At 66.3% G+C, this 16,513-nt stretch carries 15 protein-coding genes and 1 tRNA gene; 12 read left to right on the top strand and 4 right to left on the bottom strand.

Annotated features, from left to right (window positions below; genetic code table 11):
* Nucleotides 1-128 precede the first annotated feature (128 nt).
* Nucleotides 129-205: transfer RNA gene (locus J0I99_RS17380), tRNA-Met, on the top strand.
* Between the two features lie 71 nt (nt 206-276).
* Here the strand turns inward: J0I99_RS17380 and J0I99_RS17375 are convergent.
* The 3 genes from J0I99_RS17375 to J0I99_RS17365 are packed head-to-tail and all read right to left on the bottom strand — an operon-like array spanning nt 277 to nt 3,256.
* On the bottom strand, nt 277-954 hold the full coding sequence (locus J0I99_RS17375; RefSeq protein WP_291398784.1) for a putative N-acetylmannosamine-6-phosphate 2-epimerase: 678 nt from the start codon (nt 952-954) through the stop codon (nt 277-279).
* Nucleotides 951-2,513 carry a DUF4127 family protein gene (locus J0I99_RS17370; protein ID WP_291398783.1) on the bottom strand — a complete coding sequence of 521 codons (1,563 nt, stop codon included), beginning with the start codon at nt 2,511-2,513 and terminating at the stop codon, nt 951-953. Before J0I99_RS17370 ends, J0I99_RS17375 begins: the two co-directional genes overlap by 4 nt.
* Nucleotides 2,510-3,256: a GntR family transcriptional regulator gene (locus tag J0I99_RS17365; RefSeq protein ID WP_291398782.1), complete on the bottom strand. Its 747-nt coding sequence runs from the start codon at nt 3,254-3,256 to the stop codon at nt 2,510-2,512. Before J0I99_RS17365 ends, J0I99_RS17370 begins: the two co-directional genes overlap by 4 nt.
* 176 nt (nt 3,257-3,432) lie before the next feature.
* Between J0I99_RS17365 and J0I99_RS17360 the strand changes: the two genes are divergently transcribed.
* The 4 genes from J0I99_RS17360 to J0I99_RS17345 are packed head-to-tail and all read left to right on the top strand — an operon-like array spanning nt 3,433 to nt 7,400.
* Nucleotides 3,433-4,692, top strand: coding sequence for an ABC transporter substrate-binding protein (locus J0I99_RS17360; RefSeq protein WP_291390011.1), 1,260 nt, complete (start codon nt 3,433-3,435; stop codon nt 4,690-4,692).
* Nucleotides 4,693-4,697: 5 nt separating this feature from the next.
* Nucleotides 4,698-5,627: a carbohydrate ABC transporter permease gene (locus J0I99_RS17355; protein ID WP_291398781.1), complete on the top strand. Its 930-nt coding sequence runs from the start codon at nt 4,698-4,700 to the stop codon at nt 5,625-5,627.
* Nucleotides 5,614-6,492, top strand: a complete 879-nt coding sequence (locus J0I99_RS17350) for a carbohydrate ABC transporter permease (protein ID WP_291398780.1) — start codon at nt 5,614-5,616, stop codon at nt 6,490-6,492. Before J0I99_RS17355 ends, J0I99_RS17350 begins: the two co-directional genes overlap by 14 nt.
* Nucleotides 6,489-7,400, top strand: a complete 912-nt coding sequence (locus J0I99_RS17345; protein ID WP_291398779.1) for an ROK family protein — start codon at nt 6,489-6,491, stop codon at nt 7,398-7,400. Before J0I99_RS17350 ends, J0I99_RS17345 begins: the two co-directional genes overlap by 4 nt.
* A gap of 245 nt (nt 7,401-7,645) precedes the next feature.
* Here J0I99_RS17345 and J0I99_RS17340 read toward each other — a convergent pair whose 3' ends face one another.
* A complete protein-coding gene (locus tag J0I99_RS17340) occupies nt 7,646-8,299 on the bottom strand; it encodes a GntR family transcriptional regulator (protein ID WP_291391180.1) in 654 nt (217 codons plus the stop codon).
* A 257-nt stretch (nt 8,300-8,556) separates the two neighbouring features.
* On the opposite strand from J0I99_RS17340, the gene J0I99_RS17335 reads away from it, so the two are divergent.
* From J0I99_RS17335 to J0I99_RS17305, 7 genes are all read left to right on the top strand, one after another.
* A complete protein-coding gene (locus J0I99_RS17335; RefSeq protein ID WP_291398778.1) occupies nt 8,557-9,672 on the top strand; it encodes an ABC transporter ATP-binding protein in 1,116 nt (371 codons plus the stop codon).
* A gap of 39 nt (nt 9,673-9,711) precedes the next feature.
* On the top strand, nt 9,712-10,968 hold the full coding sequence (locus J0I99_RS17330; RefSeq protein WP_291398777.1) for an extracellular solute-binding protein: 1,257 nt from the start codon (nt 9,712-9,714) through the stop codon (nt 10,966-10,968).
* Between the two features lie 54 nt (nt 10,969-11,022).
* Nucleotides 11,023-11,958 (top strand): carbohydrate ABC transporter permease, encoded by a 936-nt coding sequence (locus J0I99_RS17325; RefSeq protein WP_291398776.1) that lies wholly within the window; start codon nt 11,023-11,025, stop codon nt 11,956-11,958.
* A gap of 7 nt (nt 11,959-11,965) precedes the next feature.
* Nucleotides 11,966-12,853 carry a carbohydrate ABC transporter permease gene (locus J0I99_RS17320; RefSeq protein ID WP_291393708.1) on the top strand — a complete coding sequence of 296 codons (888 nt, stop codon included), beginning with the start codon at nt 11,966-11,968 and terminating at the stop codon, nt 12,851-12,853.
* Nucleotides 12,854-12,895: 42 nt separating this feature from the next.
* The gene (locus J0I99_RS17315; protein WP_291398775.1) at nt 12,896-14,050 is read left to right on the top strand and encodes an enolase C-terminal domain-like protein; all 1,155 of its coding nucleotides are present in this window, start codon (nt 12,896-12,898) and stop codon (nt 14,048-14,050) included.
* A 46-nt stretch (nt 14,051-14,096) separates the two neighbouring features.
* Nucleotides 14,097-15,350 (top strand): extracellular solute-binding protein, encoded by a 1,254-nt coding sequence (locus J0I99_RS17310; RefSeq protein ID WP_291393713.1) that lies wholly within the window; start codon nt 14,097-14,099, stop codon nt 15,348-15,350.
* Between the two features lie 208 nt (nt 15,351-15,558).
* A complete protein-coding gene (locus tag J0I99_RS17305; protein WP_291398774.1) occupies nt 15,559-16,512 on the top strand; it encodes a carbohydrate ABC transporter permease in 954 nt (317 codons plus the stop codon).
* Nucleotide 16,513 lies beyond the last annotated feature (1 nt).

Genomic DNA, 16,513 nt, shown 5'->3' with positions numbered 1-16,513 from the left:
CGCGGTCAAAAAACTGTCACGGCCCGCGCTTTTTGCCTTGAGGTCCGAGGGATCACCCCCTATATACGCCCTGCGCCGCGGTGATGGCCGCATGCAAAGGGCGCGATCAATCAAGGGATTGAATCTGACGCGGGGTGGAGCAGCCCGGTAGCTCGTCAGGCTCATAACCTGAAGGTCACAGGTTCAAATCCTGTCCCCGCAACCAATCCCGATTGACGAAAGCCCCGCGAAAGCGGGGCTTTTTGCTTTTTGCGGCGGTGGTTTGCTCCGGACCGGTCAGGCCGGGATCGCCGCGACCAGCCGGCTGGTGATGATGTCGGGGGCGGTGATGGCCGAGCCGCAGACCACGGCATGGGCGCCGGCGGCGAAGGAGGCGGCGACGTGCTCTGGCGTCCAGATGCCGCCTTCGACGATCACCGGCACATCGAGTTCGGCGAGCAGCCGTCGGACCAGGTCCAGCGGCGGGCGGGCGGCGCCTTCGGTCTGGGATGTATGCCCGACCATGGTGGTGGCGACGATGTCGGCGCCCTCGGTCACGGCCCGCTGCGCCTCGTCGAACGTGGCGATGTCGGCCATCACGAGGCGGCCGCGGCGATGCGCGGCAGCAGCGATCTGGGCGAAGCTCTCACCCGGGCGGGTGCCGGTGGTTGCCTGGATGGCGACGATGTCCGCCCCGGCGTCGGACAGCGCCTCCGCGTCGGCGATGCTGGTGGTGATGTAGTTGTCGAAGCCCTCGCGGCGATCCTTGGCGATGCCGATGATCGGCAGTTCGGTGCGACCGCGCAGCAGCCGGACGACGTCCGTGCCATCGACGCGAAAGCCGCCGGCGCCGCCCAGTTCGGCGGCCTCGGCCAGCAGCGCGAGAATCTCGGGCCGGCGCAGCGGGCTCCTGGGGTTCATGGCCTGGGAGGAGACGACGAGCTGCCGCTTCAGGCGGTCGAGGATCGGGCTCATGCGAGATCTCCCACGATGGTGAAGTCGATCTCGAAGCTGCGATGCCAGGGGAAGGTCACATTGGTGATGCCGAGGTCGAGCCGTCCGGTCAAACGCTTCAGCGACGCATCGAGGTCGTCGGCGACCGCAGCTTCGGCCCGCGCCTCCTCGCCCCGGTCGCGGAAGCTATAGACGCCGGCATTGTAGGGGTTCCGCGCCAGCGTCATGTAGGCATAGTCCTCGATCAGGCGATGCAGCAGCATGCGTTGCGCGGCTCCCGCATCCAGCGTTCCCGCCGCGCGCCCGATCTGGATCGCGGCGGCGGCGGCAACCACCGAGCCGAGCGCGTTGCCGGCGGTGTTCCAGCCGCCATAGGCGACGATGTCGAGCAGGATGCCGCGGCGGTGCAGTTCTTCCACCAGCAGCGGGTCGGCGCCGTTCGAATAGCGCAGGTCGGCCAGCGCCACGTCACGGCCGGCGGCGAGCAGGGTGGCGATGAGATCGGCGGTCTTGACGGCCTCGGCAGTATCCGCCACGTCGAAGGCGGAGCCCTTGGCGTCGTGCTGGCCGGAACGGTCGATCACCATGCCGCAATGGTCGCGCCGCTTCGGATCGGGCGCATGCACGACCAGCACCATGGCGCCCGGATCGTTCACGACGAGCGATCCGCTGGCGCGGATCTGGCGCTCCACGGCCTCGCGCATGGGGCTGTTTTCGTACTTGGCGATGCGCTCCATCCCCGGCGGATCGGCGCATTCGACGGTGAAGCGCGGGGTGACGCCGAAATGCGCGGCGAGCTGGCGGGCGACGAGGACCGCGGCGACCTCGTCGGCGCCCGGATACATCAGCACCTCGCCGGCGATCGGCAAGACCCTGGTCCACTGCCTGAGCCAGACCTGCTCCACCGAGCCGGCGGAGTGCTCGGCGGTGTCGTCGGCGGTGATCAGCAGCGGGTCGAGGACGCCTTCCGAGGCCAGTGCGATGGCCTCTAGGTTGACATGGTGGTTGCGCAGCCGCCGGCGCTCGAAATCGGCGACGATGTCGCCGGGCAGGTCGGCGCGGAGCGCGGCCAGCGCTTCGGCGTTGCCGCCGAACTCGCCGGCGCCGAGGGTCTCGAGCAGGTCGCGGTGGTGCAGGGCGCCGAGCTTGTGCAGCTCCATGCCGTGCTGCGCCCAGTAGTCCGGTTCTTCCTGCGGGTTGTAGGAGTTGGAGGCGCGCATCACCAGCGACACGGCGCAAAGCGGCAGGTCGGGGTGGTCGGCATGCAGCCGGCGCAGCACATCCAGCCGGGTCAGGGCGGTGAGCGTCGTATCGGCGGTCGTGCGGGCGGCGATCAGGCCGCCGTAGCAGAGCATGTCGAGCGAGGCGATGACTGCATCGGTCGACGCCGCCGTGTTCCCGAGCCAGCGCCCGAGCGCGTCGGCATCGCCCGGCCGGCGCAGGTTCGGCAGCAGCTCGGCCGGCGGCAGGACGAGCGTCGCGCCGGCAATGGCGGCGATGCCGGCCGGCAGCCCCATATTGACCGGGCGTTCATCGAGCGGAAGGAAGGCGAGGGAGAGGGCGCGCGGGGCGGACGTCAATTGGCGGTGTCTCTGGTCGTACGGTAGATGATGAAGTCATAGGAGTAGCGGTCGGCGCGATAGACGCTTTCGGCATATTCGATGCGCTGGTTCCGGGCATCGTAGGCGACGCGCTGGACCTTGAAGGCCGGCGAGAATTCGGGGACGCCGAGCAATTTGGCGAGCGGCGGATCGAGCACGGTGGCGTGGATCGACTGTTCCGCCTTCTCGACCTTCAGGTGATAGGTCTCGGTCAGCAGCTGGTAGAGCGAGCCCTCGATGGCGCGCGCGGCGAGCCCGGGCGCGATCTTGGCCGGGATATAGGTGTGCTCGATGCACATCGGCTCGCCGTCGGCGGTGCGGACGCGGAAGAGGTGCGCCACGTGCTCGCGCGGGCTGAGCGCCAGGCGCGCCCCGATCTCGGCACCCGCCGGGATTTCCTCCACCTGGGTTTCGAGCGAGCCGGGCACCAGGCCGCGGGCGCGCATGTCCTGGGTGAACGAGGTCAGCTCCACCGACTTCGCGATGCGCGGTTCCGACACGAACGTGCCGGCGCCCTGGGTGCGGTACACGCGGCCCTCGTAGCCGAGCTGGTCGAGCGCGCGTCGCACCGTCAGGCGCGTGACGCCGAAGCTCTCGGCGAGTTCGCGCTCGGTCGGCAGCTTCTCGTGCGGCTTCAGCTCGCCGTCGATGAGGCCAAGCAGGTAGGCCCGCAGCTGGGCGCCCTTGCCGCCGGCGCGACCGTTTCCGGTAGTCTGTGCCATGGGGGCTCCTCTTGCTCGTGCGCATTCAATCACAGCCGGCCCCCGGTTCGCAAGCTATGGTGTACTCCAATCCTGCACATGACGGTGTATTCTTGGTCAGATAAGGCGCCGTGTTGACGTGCTTCAAAAAATTGGGCTACACCATTTGACGGCATTGAGCCAAGGGAGATTTGCAGATGGAGCGGAAAGCTCAGGGCAGGGCGGCACGTGCCGCGATGGCAACCGCGTTCGGCGTGGTGATGACGTTCGGTGGAGCGCTTGCGGCTCAGGCGCAGGACAAGGCCGAGATTACCTTCTCGTACCTGTGGGGCGGTGCCGAAGGCGCAGCGCTCGAGCAGATCATCGCGGACTTCAATGCCAGCCAGGACAAGATCGTGGTCAAGGGCGTGTCGAGCCCGGACATGACCAAGCAGCTGGCCTCGATGTCGAGCGCCAAGGGTGCGTTCGACGTCTCCGACAACTTCGCGTCCAACATCGCGTCGTGGTCGAACCAGGGTATCCTCCTGCCGCTCGACGAGTTCGGCATCGATACCTCGGACTTCCCCGAGAGCATCATGAAGCAGCTGATCGTCGACGGCACGCTCTATTCGGTGCCGATCGCGACGCACAATTTCCAGCTCGTCTACAACAAGAAGCTGCTCGATGAAGCCGGCGTCACCCCGCCGACCTCGATGGCCGAGCTTGCCGACGCCATCAAGAAGCTGACCAAGGTCGACGCCGAAGGCAACGTCACCCAGCTCGGCCTCGGCCTCACCGACATCTCGGCCGGCCTCAAGACCCTCGGCTACGCCTTCGGCGGCGACTGGAACCGCGACGGAAAGCCGACCCCGACCGACCCGAACTTCGTCAAGGGCGTGCAGTTCTACTACGACAATGTGGTCGCGCCGGTGACCCCCGCGGCCTATAACAAGTTCGTCGCTGGCTTCGGCCCCTACATGTCGGACCAGGATTCGTTCAAGCAGGGCAAGATCGCCATGGTGTTCGAGGGCGAATGGCGCGCCAAGTTCAATACCGAAGCCGGTATGGACTGGGGCGTGGTGCCGGTTCCGGGCGAGACCCCCGAGCTCAACGGCTCGACCTGGGCAGACGTGTCGACGATCTTCATCCCGACCAACACCCAGAACAAGGAAGCCGCCGCCGAGTTCGTGAAGTACCTCATCAGCCCGTCGGCGATGGAGAAGTTCAGCCACGTGCTGGCCAACCTGCCGGGCCGCCTGTCGCTGGTCGACAGCGCCACCTACGATGACATCCCGAACTTCAAGGTCTGGCTCGACGCGCTGAAGAACCCCAACACCCACGGCCTGCCGCCGGCCCTCTACATGGCCGAGTACAATGCCGACCTCGCCTCGGCGTTCGACTCGGTGCTGCAGGGCAGCGCCACTCCGGAAGCGGCTCTGCAGGCTGTTGCCGACCGTACTGGCTCCTACCAGCAGTAAGCCCTGTGGCTGACACCCGTTCTTCAAAGAGCGAACCCAATGGCCGGGCCCTTTTCAAGGGCCTGGCCTTCGCCTCTCCGTTCATCATCGGCTTCCTGGTGCTCTATGCCTGGCCGATCCTCGCCTCGGGCTACTACAGCCTGACCGATTTCAGCCTGTTCAAGGCACCCCGCTGGGTCGGCCTCGCCAACTACGAGCGCATGATCGCGGACGCGAAATTCTGGAAGAGCCTCTACAATACGCTCTTCTTCACCTTTGTCGGCGTGCCGGTCGATATCGCCATCTCGATCTTCGGCGCCCACGTCCTCAACCAGAAGCTCAGGGGCCAGCCGCTCTGGCGCGCGCTGGTCTACCTGCCCTCGATCGTTCCCGCCGTGGCCGCCGGTTTCCTCTGGCGCTGGCTGCTCAACGCGCAGTACGGCTTCGTCAACGAGATCCTGCGCTGGTTCCATCTTCCGCAGCCCAACTGGCTGCTCGATGCGAGCTGGGGCGGCATCTCGGTCATCGTCCTCATGCTGTGGACGGTCGGCGGCACCATGCTGATCTACCTCGCGGCCCTCAAGAACGTGCCGCAGGAACTCTACGAGGCGGCCGAACTCGACGGCGCGGGGCCCCTCCGCCGCTTCTGGCACATCACCTGGCCGATGATCTCGCCGGTGACCCTGTTCCAGGTCATCGTGCTGCTGATCGCCTTCCTCCAGGTCTTCACCCAGCCCTTCGTGCTGTCCAAGGACCCAGGCCTCGGCACCCAGACCGCCACCGGACCGGGCGACTCGATGCTGAGCTACTCGATCTACCTGTTCCAGAACGGCTTCACCTTCCTCAAGATGGGCTACGCCTCGGCCATGGCCTGGGTGCTGCTGTTCGTCACCCTCGGCATAACCCTGCTGATCCTGTGGTCGGCCAAGAAGTGGGTGTTCTATGACAACCGCTGAACTCTCGGGGGCCACGCTCGGCGAGCGCGTGCCCGTCGGTGGCCGTTTCGGCTGGCTGATGACGATCTACCGCTACGCGCTCGTGATCCTGCTCGCGGCGGTGTTCGTCTTCCCGTTCGTCGTGATGCTGACGACGGCGTTCAAGGTTTCCGACGAAATCTTCATGGCGCCGCCGGAACTGTTGCCGCGCACCTGGACGCTGGAGCACTTCTATAATGCGCTGACGCAGATCCCGTTCTTCCGGTTTTTGACCAACACCATCGTCATCGCCGGCCTCAGCGTCCTCGGCACCGTGCTGGTCTCGCCGCTCGTCGCCTACTCGCTGGCCAAGCTCCGCTGGCGCGGCCGGAACCTGCTGTTCATCATGGTGCTCGCCACCATGATGCTGCCGCCGCAGGTGACGCTCATTCCCATCTACATGATGTGGAACAAGGTCGGCGCCACCGGCACCATCCTGCCGCTGATCATCCCGGCCTTCCTCGGCACGCCGTTCTTCATCTTCCTGATCCGGCAGTTCCTGCTGAGCGTGCCGGATGAGCTGATCGAGGCGGCCAAGGTCGACGGCGCGTCGGAATTCCGCATCTACTGGTCGATCGTGCTGCCTATTGCCCGCCCCGCCCTCATCACCTCGGCGGTGTTCCAGTTCGTCTGGGCGTGGACCGATTTCCTCTATCCGCTGATCTACCTCAACGACGAGGAGAGCTACACGCTGTCGATCGGGCTCTACTCCTTCCTCGGCCAGCATGGCGTGCAGTGGGGGCCACTGATGGCGGCCTGCGTCCTGTTCACGCTGCCGGCCTTCCTGATCTTCCTCGTGTTCCAGCGCTACTTCATCGGTGGCATCGCCACGGGCGCGCTGAAGTGAGCGAAGTCGCCCTCGCGGTCGATATCGGCGGCACCAAGATCCTCGTGGGCCTGGTCGCCGCCGACGGCACGATCCTCCGCAGCGAGCAGGCGGCGACGCCGGCGCGCGAAGGTCCGGATGCCATCATCGCGACCGTCGTGGCGCTGGCGGAAAAGCTGCGGCGGGCGGATGTCACCCGCTGCGGCGTCGGCACCGCCGGCGTCGTGGGCGAAGACGGCGAGATCACCTCCGCCACCGACCATCTGTCGCGCTGGGCCGGCACGCCGCTACGCCGGCGGCTGGCCGAAGCGCTCGGCCTGCCCGTCACGGTGCTCAACGACGTGCAGGCGGTCGGGCTTTGCGAGGCGCTGCTCGGCGCCGCCAGGGGGCACCGCTCGGCGCTGATGCTGGCGCTGGGAACCGGGGTCGGCGGCGCTATCGCCCGCAACGGCGTGGTCGAGCGCGGCGCACATGGCATTGCCGGCAGCGTCGGGCATCACCTGTCTCCGGTCCGGCGCGGCCGCCGCTGCCCCTGCGGCGGCGTCGACCATCTCGAGGCCTATGCCAGCGGGACGGCGATGCAGGAGGCGTATCGCGAGCGCACCGGCCATGCGCTCGGCCTACGCGAAATCGCGGTGCTGGCGCAGGCCGATGACGCGGACGCGAGGGCCGTCATCGCCGAGGCGGCCGAGGTGCTTGGCGCCGTCATCGGCAGCGCCAACAATGTCATCGATGCCGAGATCGTCGTGGTCGGCGGCGGCGTGCTCGCGCTCGGCGACATGCTGCTCGCGCCGGCCCGGGACGCCGCGAAGCGCGAAGCGCTCGGCGCCAGCAGGACGGTGCAGATCGTCCCGGCCCGCTATGGGCCGACGGCCTGCCTGATCGGCGCAGGTCTCGCGGCGCTGCAGTCGGGTCCGGCAGGGGGCTAGAGGCGCACAGGACCGGCGACCGTGGCCGGGGCCATGGCGGGCTGACAGGCTAGAGCATTTCATTGTCTGCCTGAAACGATGCCGCTTTCCCACCGGCTGTCATCCCTGCGAAAGCAGGGATCCAACTCTGAGCTGGCGCGGGCGGTGGCTTGGGTCCCTGCTTTCGCAGGGATGACAGCCTGTGTGTGGGGGCAGCGGAGTGCCTTACGGCGATGACTGCGGCTGAATTCGGCCCGTGAAACGCACTAGGCCGCGAAGGTGCGATGCGTGGACGCCCGGAAATGCGCCTCGAGCGCCGCCACCGCGCCCTCGACATCCCGCCGTTCTAGGCACTCGATCACCTTCAGGTGCTCCTCGATGGTCTGCAGCAGGGCGCCGCGGAAGCCGGGGCGGCGATGGACCTGCTGGGCCATGCGGATGTTCTCCTGCAGGCGCTGGTGCGTATCGAGGATGGCGCGGTTGCCGAGCGCCTCGACGATCTCGCGATGCATGCGGTTGTCGAGGGCGAGGAAGCGGATCTGCTGGTCCTCGAACGGACCGCCATCGGTGAGGTTGCGGCGGCATTCCTCGTGGCTCTGGCGCATGTTGGCGAGCCATTCCTCGGTGACGGTGTCGCCGAAGCTGCGCAGCGCAAATTCCTCGATCATGATGCGGAACTGGTAGTTTTCGCGGATGAAGGCGACCTCGGGATAGATGATCCGGATGCCGGTGCGCGGCTTGATCTCCACGAGGCCGAATTCCTCGAGCAGCACCAGCGTCTCGCGCAGCGGCGACAGCGACAGCCCGAGCAGGTCGCACAGTTCGTTCTGCGTCACCACCATGCCGGCCCGCAGCGTGCCGGACTGCATCGCCTCCCGGAAACGCCGGTAACCTTCATTGTCTTGGCGGACGTCGGACATCTTTACCTGTGAAGCAGTCGATTGGGAGTTTCGCACTTTAGTCTATCAATTCGTCGTTCGGAAATCTCAGCCGGTTCGGCACAAACACAGGATTCTCCGGGGCTTGGGTTGGGGACCTGCGAGTCCCTGATCGCGGTTGTCGGCGTCTCGTGGGTCTCTCGTACTTGACCTGAGATATCATTGCTGTCCATTAATATCTCAATGGGGAGGATTGCAATGCAGTCGCTGGGGCAACGCCACGCGACCGGGAGCCGTTAGTGGCTGCGGTCGAGCTCAGGAATGTCAGCAAGTCGTTCGGGTCGGTTAGCGTCATCGAGGGCGTGGACCTGACCATCGAGAAGGGCGAGTTCGTCGTCTTCGTCGGCGCCTCCGGCTCGGGCAAGTCGACGCTGCTGCGCATGATCGCCGGCCTCGAGACCGTCAGCGATGGCGATATCCTGATCGACGGCAAGGACGTGACCTTCGACGAGCCGTCCGAGCGCGGCATCGCCATGGTGTTCCAGAGCTACGCGCTCTACCCGCACATGAACGTCTACGACAACATCGCCTTCAACCTTCGCCTCGCCCGTTTCGACAAGGCCGAGATCGACAGGCGGGTGAAGGAAGCGGCGCGCATCCTGCGCCTCGAGCCGCTGCTTTCGCGCGCGCCGGCGCAGCTGTCGGGCGGGCAGCGGCAGCGCGTCGCCATCGGGCGCGCCATCGTGCGCAACCCCAAGGTGTTCCTGTTCGACGAGCCGCTCAGCAATCTCGATGCGGCGCTGCGGGTGCAGATGCGGCTCGAGATCGAGCGGCTGCACCGCGAACTCGGCACCACCATGATCTATGTCACGCACGACCAGGTCGAGGCGATGACGCTGGCCGACCGGATCGTCGCGCTCGACGGTGGCACGATCCAGCAGGTCGGCGCGCCGCTCGAGCTCTATGCGCGGCCCAGCAACCTGTTCGTTGCCGGCTTTATCGGCTCGCCGAGGATGAACCTGCTGCCGGGCAAGGTGCTGGGCGCCACCGATGGCCGCGCCACCGTCGGCTTCGATGCCAGTGCCGGCACCAGCATTGATGTGGCGGCGCGCCACGTTGCCGCCGGCGACGCGGTGACGCTTGGCGTGCGACCGGAAGCGCTTGAAGTGATGGCTTCCGGTGCGGGCGTGCCGGCCGGGATGGCCGCGCTGCCAGCGCGGATCGAGTCGGTCGAGCGCCTGGGCAACATCACCTACGCCTATCTCGATGGCGGCACGCCCGAGGTCATCACCGTGCAGGTGATGGGCGATGCGCCGCTCGAGCCGGGCCACGACGTCCAGGTCGGGATCCGGCCGGAGACGCTGCACGTGTTCGACGCCCGGGGCGCCGCATTGGGGCCCGGGGCGACTAACTAGCGCCGGGCGACACGCACCGGGGCATCAAGGAGGGAGAGTATGCATTTCAAGACTCTGGCCGCGCTCGGCGGTCTCGCGCTCGGCGCCATGGCCGGTCCGGCAATGGCGCAGGTGACGCTCAACGTGTGGTCCGACACGCCGCGTCTCGCCATGTTCGATCTCTACGACAAGACGCACGACAACGTGACGCTCAACGTCACCACCGTCGCGCCGGCCGATCTCATCGCCAAGATCCAGCTGGCGCTGCAGGCCAAGTCCGAGATCCCCGACGTGATCTTCATGTCCGATATCGGCTACACGGCGCAGCTTTCGACCCGGCGGTCGAACTACCTGATGGACCTGACCGACAAGGTGCCGCAGGCGCTGCAGGACGAGTTCTACCCCAACGGCAACTCGCCCTGCCACGTGAACGGCAAGCTCTTGTGCATGCGCAACGACCTCGCGCACATGATCGTCTGGTACGACAAGCCGGCGATGGAAGCCCTGGGCAAGGCCGTGCCGACGACCTGGGAAGAATTCCAGAAGCTCGGCGAGGAACTCGCGCCGCAGGGACTGAGCCTCGGCACGGGCGTCGAGGCCTTCCCGCTCTATGCCATGCTCGTCTCCGACGGCTGCGACATGGTGATGCCGGTCGAGGGCAAGGAAGATACGGTCAAGATCGACCTCACCACGGACAAGTGCCTCAAGCCCGCACGCATGGTCGATGCCATGCTCAAGAACGGCAGCCTGACCAAGGTCGGGCCGTTCGAGCCGGACTTCGTGGCGCTCGCCAAGGGCGGCAAGATCCCGCTGATGATCGGGCCGACCTGGTTCGGCGAATACGTGATCAAGCCGACCTACGAATGGCCGGCCGGCAAGCTCGCCGCGGCGCTGCCGCTCAAGTGGGACGACCAGAGCCAGCCGCTCACCTGGAGCTGGGGCGGCGGCACCTATGGCGCCTGGAAAGATACGGCGCATCCGGCCGAGGCGGTCGATCTCGTGACCTGGATGTCGACCGATGTCGCCAACCAGACCAACGCGGTGACGCTGCCGGGCCACCGGCCGTCGGCCGAAGCCTGGGGCGCTCGTCTCGCCAGTGACGCCTACTACGCCGATCCGAACGTGTTCCAGGTCGAGGCCGAGGCGGCGCAGTACAGCCATCCCGGCTATGTCAGCCTGCGCTTCTCGGTCAGCGACGCGATCGCCAAGGTGGTGGTGCAGCCGCTCGCCAGCGGCGGCACGGTCGAGGGGGCGCTGCCGGCGCTCCAGACCGAACTCACCAACCTCGCCAAGCTCAACGGCTACCAGGTCGAGTAAGCGACAACGGGTGCGGGGACCTTCCCCGCACCCACTCAACGCGACGGGGCGGCAATGAGCGCGACGACCATGGGAGCAGCGACGACGGCGACAGCCGCTGACCGCGCCAAGCGGGCCCGGCGCAAGGCGGTGCGCGATACGCGCATGAGCTACCTGCTGCTCGCGCCTTATCTCGTGCTGCTGGTCATGTTCGGCATCTTCCCGATTGCCTACGCCTTCGGCCTCAGCTTCTTCGACACCATCGAAATGGTGTTCTGGGGCTTCACCAACTACCAGTTCGTGTTCGACGATTTCCGCGTGCCGGCCAGCGTCGTCAATGTGCTGGCCTTCGTCGGCATCTGGGTGACGATGACGATGATCGGCGTCGCGGCCCTGTCGCTGATGCTCGACAGCATCAACCGCAAGACCGCCAACACGCTGCGCACGATCTATTTCCTGCCCGGAGCGGTGACGTCCTCGGCCATCGTGGTGCTGTGGCTGTTCGTGCTCGACCCCTCGGTCAGTCCCTTCCAGCCGGTGCTGCACACGCTGGGCTGGGCGACGCGCGCCGACGTGATCGCCAGCGTCGGGCTCGCCGGCATCTTCGCCATCATGGCCTATTTCTCGGCCTCGGGCGGCTGGATCGTGGTGTTCGGCGGGGCGCTGTCGAGCCTGCCCACCGAGGTCATGGAGGCGGCCCGCATCGATGGCGCCAACCGCTTCCAGCTCGCCACGCGCATCAAGCTGCCGATGATCTGGCGCTCGCTGGTGCTGATGGGAATCCTCAGCTTTGCCGGCGGCCTGCAGCTGTTCGTCGAGCCGCAGCTGATGGGGCTGGCCGGGCCGCAGTTCGCGCAGAACGACTGGTCGCTCAACCAGATGGCGTTCCAGTACGCCTTCCGGATGGGCGATTTCGGCGCCTCGGCGGCGCTCTCCACCCTGCTGGTGGGCGCCTCGATCGTCATCGCGCTGGTGATCGTGTTCGCCACCAGGTTCTACAAGATCGATTGAGGGCGAGATGAGCACCAGACAGGCCCCGATGCGCCTCAACCTCGGCCGGTTCGTCGTCTTCGCGATCCTCGCCTTCGCGGTGTGCTTCTACGGCATCCCGCTGCTCTGGCTGTTCCTTGCCGGCACGCGCTCCGAGGCGTCGCTGCTCACCGATCCGCCGTTCGCGCTGGGGACCTGGGAGGCGTTCAGCCGGACGTGGACCAACCTCACCACCTACAACAACTTCCAGATCATCACCTGGGCCACCAATTCGCTGATCTACTCCGTGGGTGGAGTGCTGCTGTCGCTGGTGGCCTCCATCCCCGGCGGCTACGCCCTGGCGCAGTCGGAGTTTCCGGGGCGGAAGCTGATCCTGACGCTGACGCTGATCGCGATGATCACGCCGAGCACGGCAGTCGTGCTGCCCATCTTCCTCGAGATGAACCTGCTGGGCCTGAACAACACCTATGCCGGCCTGATCCTCGCCTCGGGCTTCTTCCCGTTCGGCGTCTACCTCACCTACGTCTACTTCTCGACCTCGCTGCCCAAGGGCGTGATGGATTCGGCGCGGGTCGACGGGGCCAACCGGTTCGAGCTCTTCACCCGTATCGCGCTGCCGCTGGCGCGGCCGATCATCGCGCTGGTGGCGTTCTTCAGCTTCCTCGCGATCTGGTCGAACTACTTCCTCGCCTTCGTGCTGCTCAGCGACGACAAGCTCTACAACCTGCCGGTGGGGCTCACGGCGCTGGTCTCGGGATCGGGCGCGCTCAGCAATCTTCCGTCCAACGATGTGCCGATCAAGAAGCCCGAGGTGGTGCTGGCCGCCATTCTCGTCGTGCTGCCGGTGCTGCTGATCTTCATGGCCGCGCAGCGCTTCGTGCGCTCCGGCATGCTGTCGGGTGCGGAAAAGGGTTAGCGGCGCAATGGCCGCAAAAGTTCTGTTTCGAGGAGAATATGAATGAAGATTACGGGGTTCACGGGCTGGCTGGTGGAGGCAGAGCCCGGGCCGAAGTTCATCTGGCGCGACGGGCTGCCCGGCTCGCACGGCGACATCCCGCGCGGCTCCAGGCCGCACAACGCGATCATCCGGATGGAGACCGATGCCGGGCTCTTCGGCGCCATCGAAGTCAATCGCGGCGAGGCGGTGCTCGACCTGGTGCGCCGGCGCTACCACGAGTTCATCGGCGAGAATCCGTTGCTGACCGAGCGGCTTTGGCGGCTGATCTGGGAGATCGACCGGGTCGAGGAAATCCACATGCGCTCGCTCGGCATGCTCGACATCCTCGCCTGGGACGTGAAGTCCCAGCACGCCAGGATGCCGATCTACCAGATGCTGGGCGGCGACGATCGCGTCGTGCCGGCCTATGCCTCGACGGTCACCTGGCCGACGATGGACGAGTACGAGCGCTACATCAAGATGAGCCGCGACGTCGGCTTCAAGGCGTTCAAGCTGCACGCCTGGGGCGGGCCGGTGAAGCGCGACATCGAGCTGTGCAAGAACCTCAGGAAATGGGTCGGGCCCGATGCCGACCTGATGTTCGACGGCTCGGCCGGCTGGGACTACGTCAACGCGCTCGAGTTCGGCAAGGCCATCCAGGACCTGGGGTTCCTCTGGTACGAGGAGCCGATGCGCGAGTTCCATCTCGGCGCCTATACCAAGCTGTGCGAAAAGCTCGATATCCCGATTCTTGCCGCCGAAACCTCGGACGGCGTGCATGGCAACATGGCCACCTGGATCGAGGCCAGGGCGCTCGACATGACGCGCGTCTCGTCCTTCTACAAGGGCGGCTTCACCGGCTCGATGAAGGTGGCGCACCTCAGCGAAAGCCACGGCATGCGGGCTCAGGTGCACGGCATGGGGCTTGAGAACGCGCAGATCTGCGCCGCCATCTCGAACAACGACTACTACGAGCAGCTCGTGATGAACGAGGAGCAGATCAAGGGCCTCGACAAGCTGGGGCCGCTGTCGATCGTCGACGGCAACCTCACGGTCAGCGACGAACCGGGGCTCGGCTACCACTTCGACTTCAAGAAGCTCGACGAGACGGCGATCGGCAAGATCGAGGTCAGGGAGCGGATCAATCCGCCCGCGACCCTGGTGCCGTGGCACTGATGTTTCAGATCACGATGGTGAGCCATCAAACTGGGAGGAGACGTAGATGACGAGCAGGTTCGACCGACGTTCCGTATTGAAGATGGGCGGGGGCCTCCTGGCCGCCTCGGCCCTGCTGCCCAGGGCCGCGTTCGCGCAGTCGACGGCGATCAACTACTGGCACACGTTCACCAGCCAGTCGGAGTTCGCCGGCCTCGATGAGGTGATGAAGCTGTTCGCGGCCGCGCACCCCGAAGTGGCGGTGACGCAGGAGAACATCCCGAACCCCGAGTTCATGGCCAAGGTCACCGCTGCCGTCGTGTCGGGCAGCCGTCCGGACGTGACCATGGTCTCGTCCGAGCGCTTCGCCGACCTGCTGGCCATGGGGGCGCTCAACGACCTGACCGACAAGATCGCGGCCTGGGACCGGCGCAGCGACTTCGACGACGTGCGCTTCGCCTCGATTTCCAAGGACGGCAAGGTCTATGGCGTGCCGGCCTTCACGTTCGTCGACTGGATGTACTACCGCAAGGACTGGTTCGACGAGGCCGGGCTTGCCCCGCCGACCACCTATGCCGAGTTCCGTGACGCGGCGATCAAGCTGACCGATCCGGCCAAGGGCCGCTTCGGCTTCGGCATGCGCGGCGGCGCCGGCGGCCAGGCCTATGTCATCAACGTCATGGAAGGCTTCGGCGCCAAGCTGATGCACGAGGACGGCTCGATCAGCCTCGACCGCGACAAGGCGATCGAAGCGGTCGACTGGTGGTCCGGCCTGCTCGTCAAGGACGGCGTCGTGCCGCCGAGCGCACCCAACGACGGTTTCCGCCAGATCATGGAAGCCTTCCAGACCGGCCAGACGGCGATGCTGTGGCATCACACCGGCTCGTTCCAGGACAATGCCAAGCTGCTCAAGGCCGGCGTCGAGTTCGCCACGGCGGCCATTCCGGCCGGTCCGGTCAACCGCGTGTCGCGGCTCGGCTACGCCTACAATACCGCCACCAAGCCCGAGACGATCGACGCCAGCTGGGAGTGGATCAAGTTCTGGGGCGAGCCCGATGCGGCCGTCGCCTTCCTCGAGAAGACCGGCTACTTCCCGGCCTCGACCAAGGCGGCGCAGGACGAGCGCATCTCCGGCAACCCGCTCTACAAGCCAGCCGCCGACACCCTGGGCTTCGGCATCCCGTCGCCGAGCTTCCCCGGCTTTGCCGGCTGGTCGGAGAGCGTCGTGCTCCCCGCCTTCCAGCGCGTGCTGATCAAGGAAGCGACACCCGAGCAGGCAGTCGACGAAATGATCGACGGGCTGAACCAGGCCATCGCCTGATCCGGCGTACCGGCGGCCGGAACCATCCGGCCGCCGTCTTTCTCAGCCTCGGGCGTGAACGGAAGGTCGTTCCAACTCGGTGTCATCCCTGCGAAGGCAGGGATCCAAGCCGCAGCCCGCGCTGGTGGAGAGATGGATCCCTGCTTTCGCAGGGATGACAGCGGTGGAGGTAGAGCCACCGAGACCACCACGAATTAGGAGCAAACGCATGGCTGAGGCAAGGATCACCTACCCGCCGCCGCGTACGGCGTGGGACCGCTACAACCCCATCCGGCTGATCGGCGAAGTGAGCGAGACGCGGTACTGGATGTACCTGCTGCTGCTGCCGAGCGCGCTGCTGATCTGCGCCGTGGTGATCTATCCGACGCTCTACGGCATGCAGATGAGCTTTCGCGAGATGCGGCTCAACCGGCCGGACCTGGGCACCGACTGGGTCGGGCTGAAGCACTATGCCCGCATGCTGGCCGACCCGATCTTCTGGGTCTCGTTGCGCAATACCGCGGTGTGGGTGACCTCGGCCATCGCGCTCGAATTCCTCATCGGCCTTGTCGCCGCGCTGGCGCTCAACCGCAACCTGCCGGGCTCCAAGGTGCTGGCGGTGCTGATCCTGCTGCCCTATTTCCTGCCCAACGTGGTCGCCGGCCACATGTGGGCGCTGATGCTCGATCCGCGGCTCGGCGTGATCAACGACGTCCTCGTCCACCTCGGCTGGCTCGCAGGCTACAAGGCCTGGTTCGCCGATCCCTCGACCGCCATGGCGGCGGCGATCGTGGTCGAGGCCTGGCACAGCTTCCCGTTCTTCACGCTGTTGATTCTGGCGGGGCTCAAGGGCATCCCGATCGACCTGTACAAGGCGGCCGACATCGACGGGGCCGGGCCGTTCGCGCAACTGCGGCTGATCACCCTGCCCATGCTGCGCACGGTCATCGCCGCGGCGGTGATCCTGCGCGTCATCGGCCTCGTCAACTCGCCGGACCTCCTGCTGATCCTGACCAGCGGCGGGCCCGGCCGCTCCACCCAGGTGCTAAGCCTTTACGCCTTCCAGACCGCCTACAAGGACTTCAACTTCGGCTATGCCGGCGCGCTCTCGGTGGTGATGTTCATCCTGCTGATGGGGTTCGCCTGGGCCTATGTCCGGCTCTCCAAAGTGAACGAGGACTAGC

The organism is Devosia sp., from assembly GCF_017307495.1.
Lineage (GTDB): Bacteria > Pseudomonadota > Alphaproteobacteria > Rhizobiales > Devosiaceae > Devosia_A.
The sequence above is the reverse complement of the archived record's forward strand: the minus strand, read 5'-3'. Positions and strand labels throughout refer to the sequence as shown.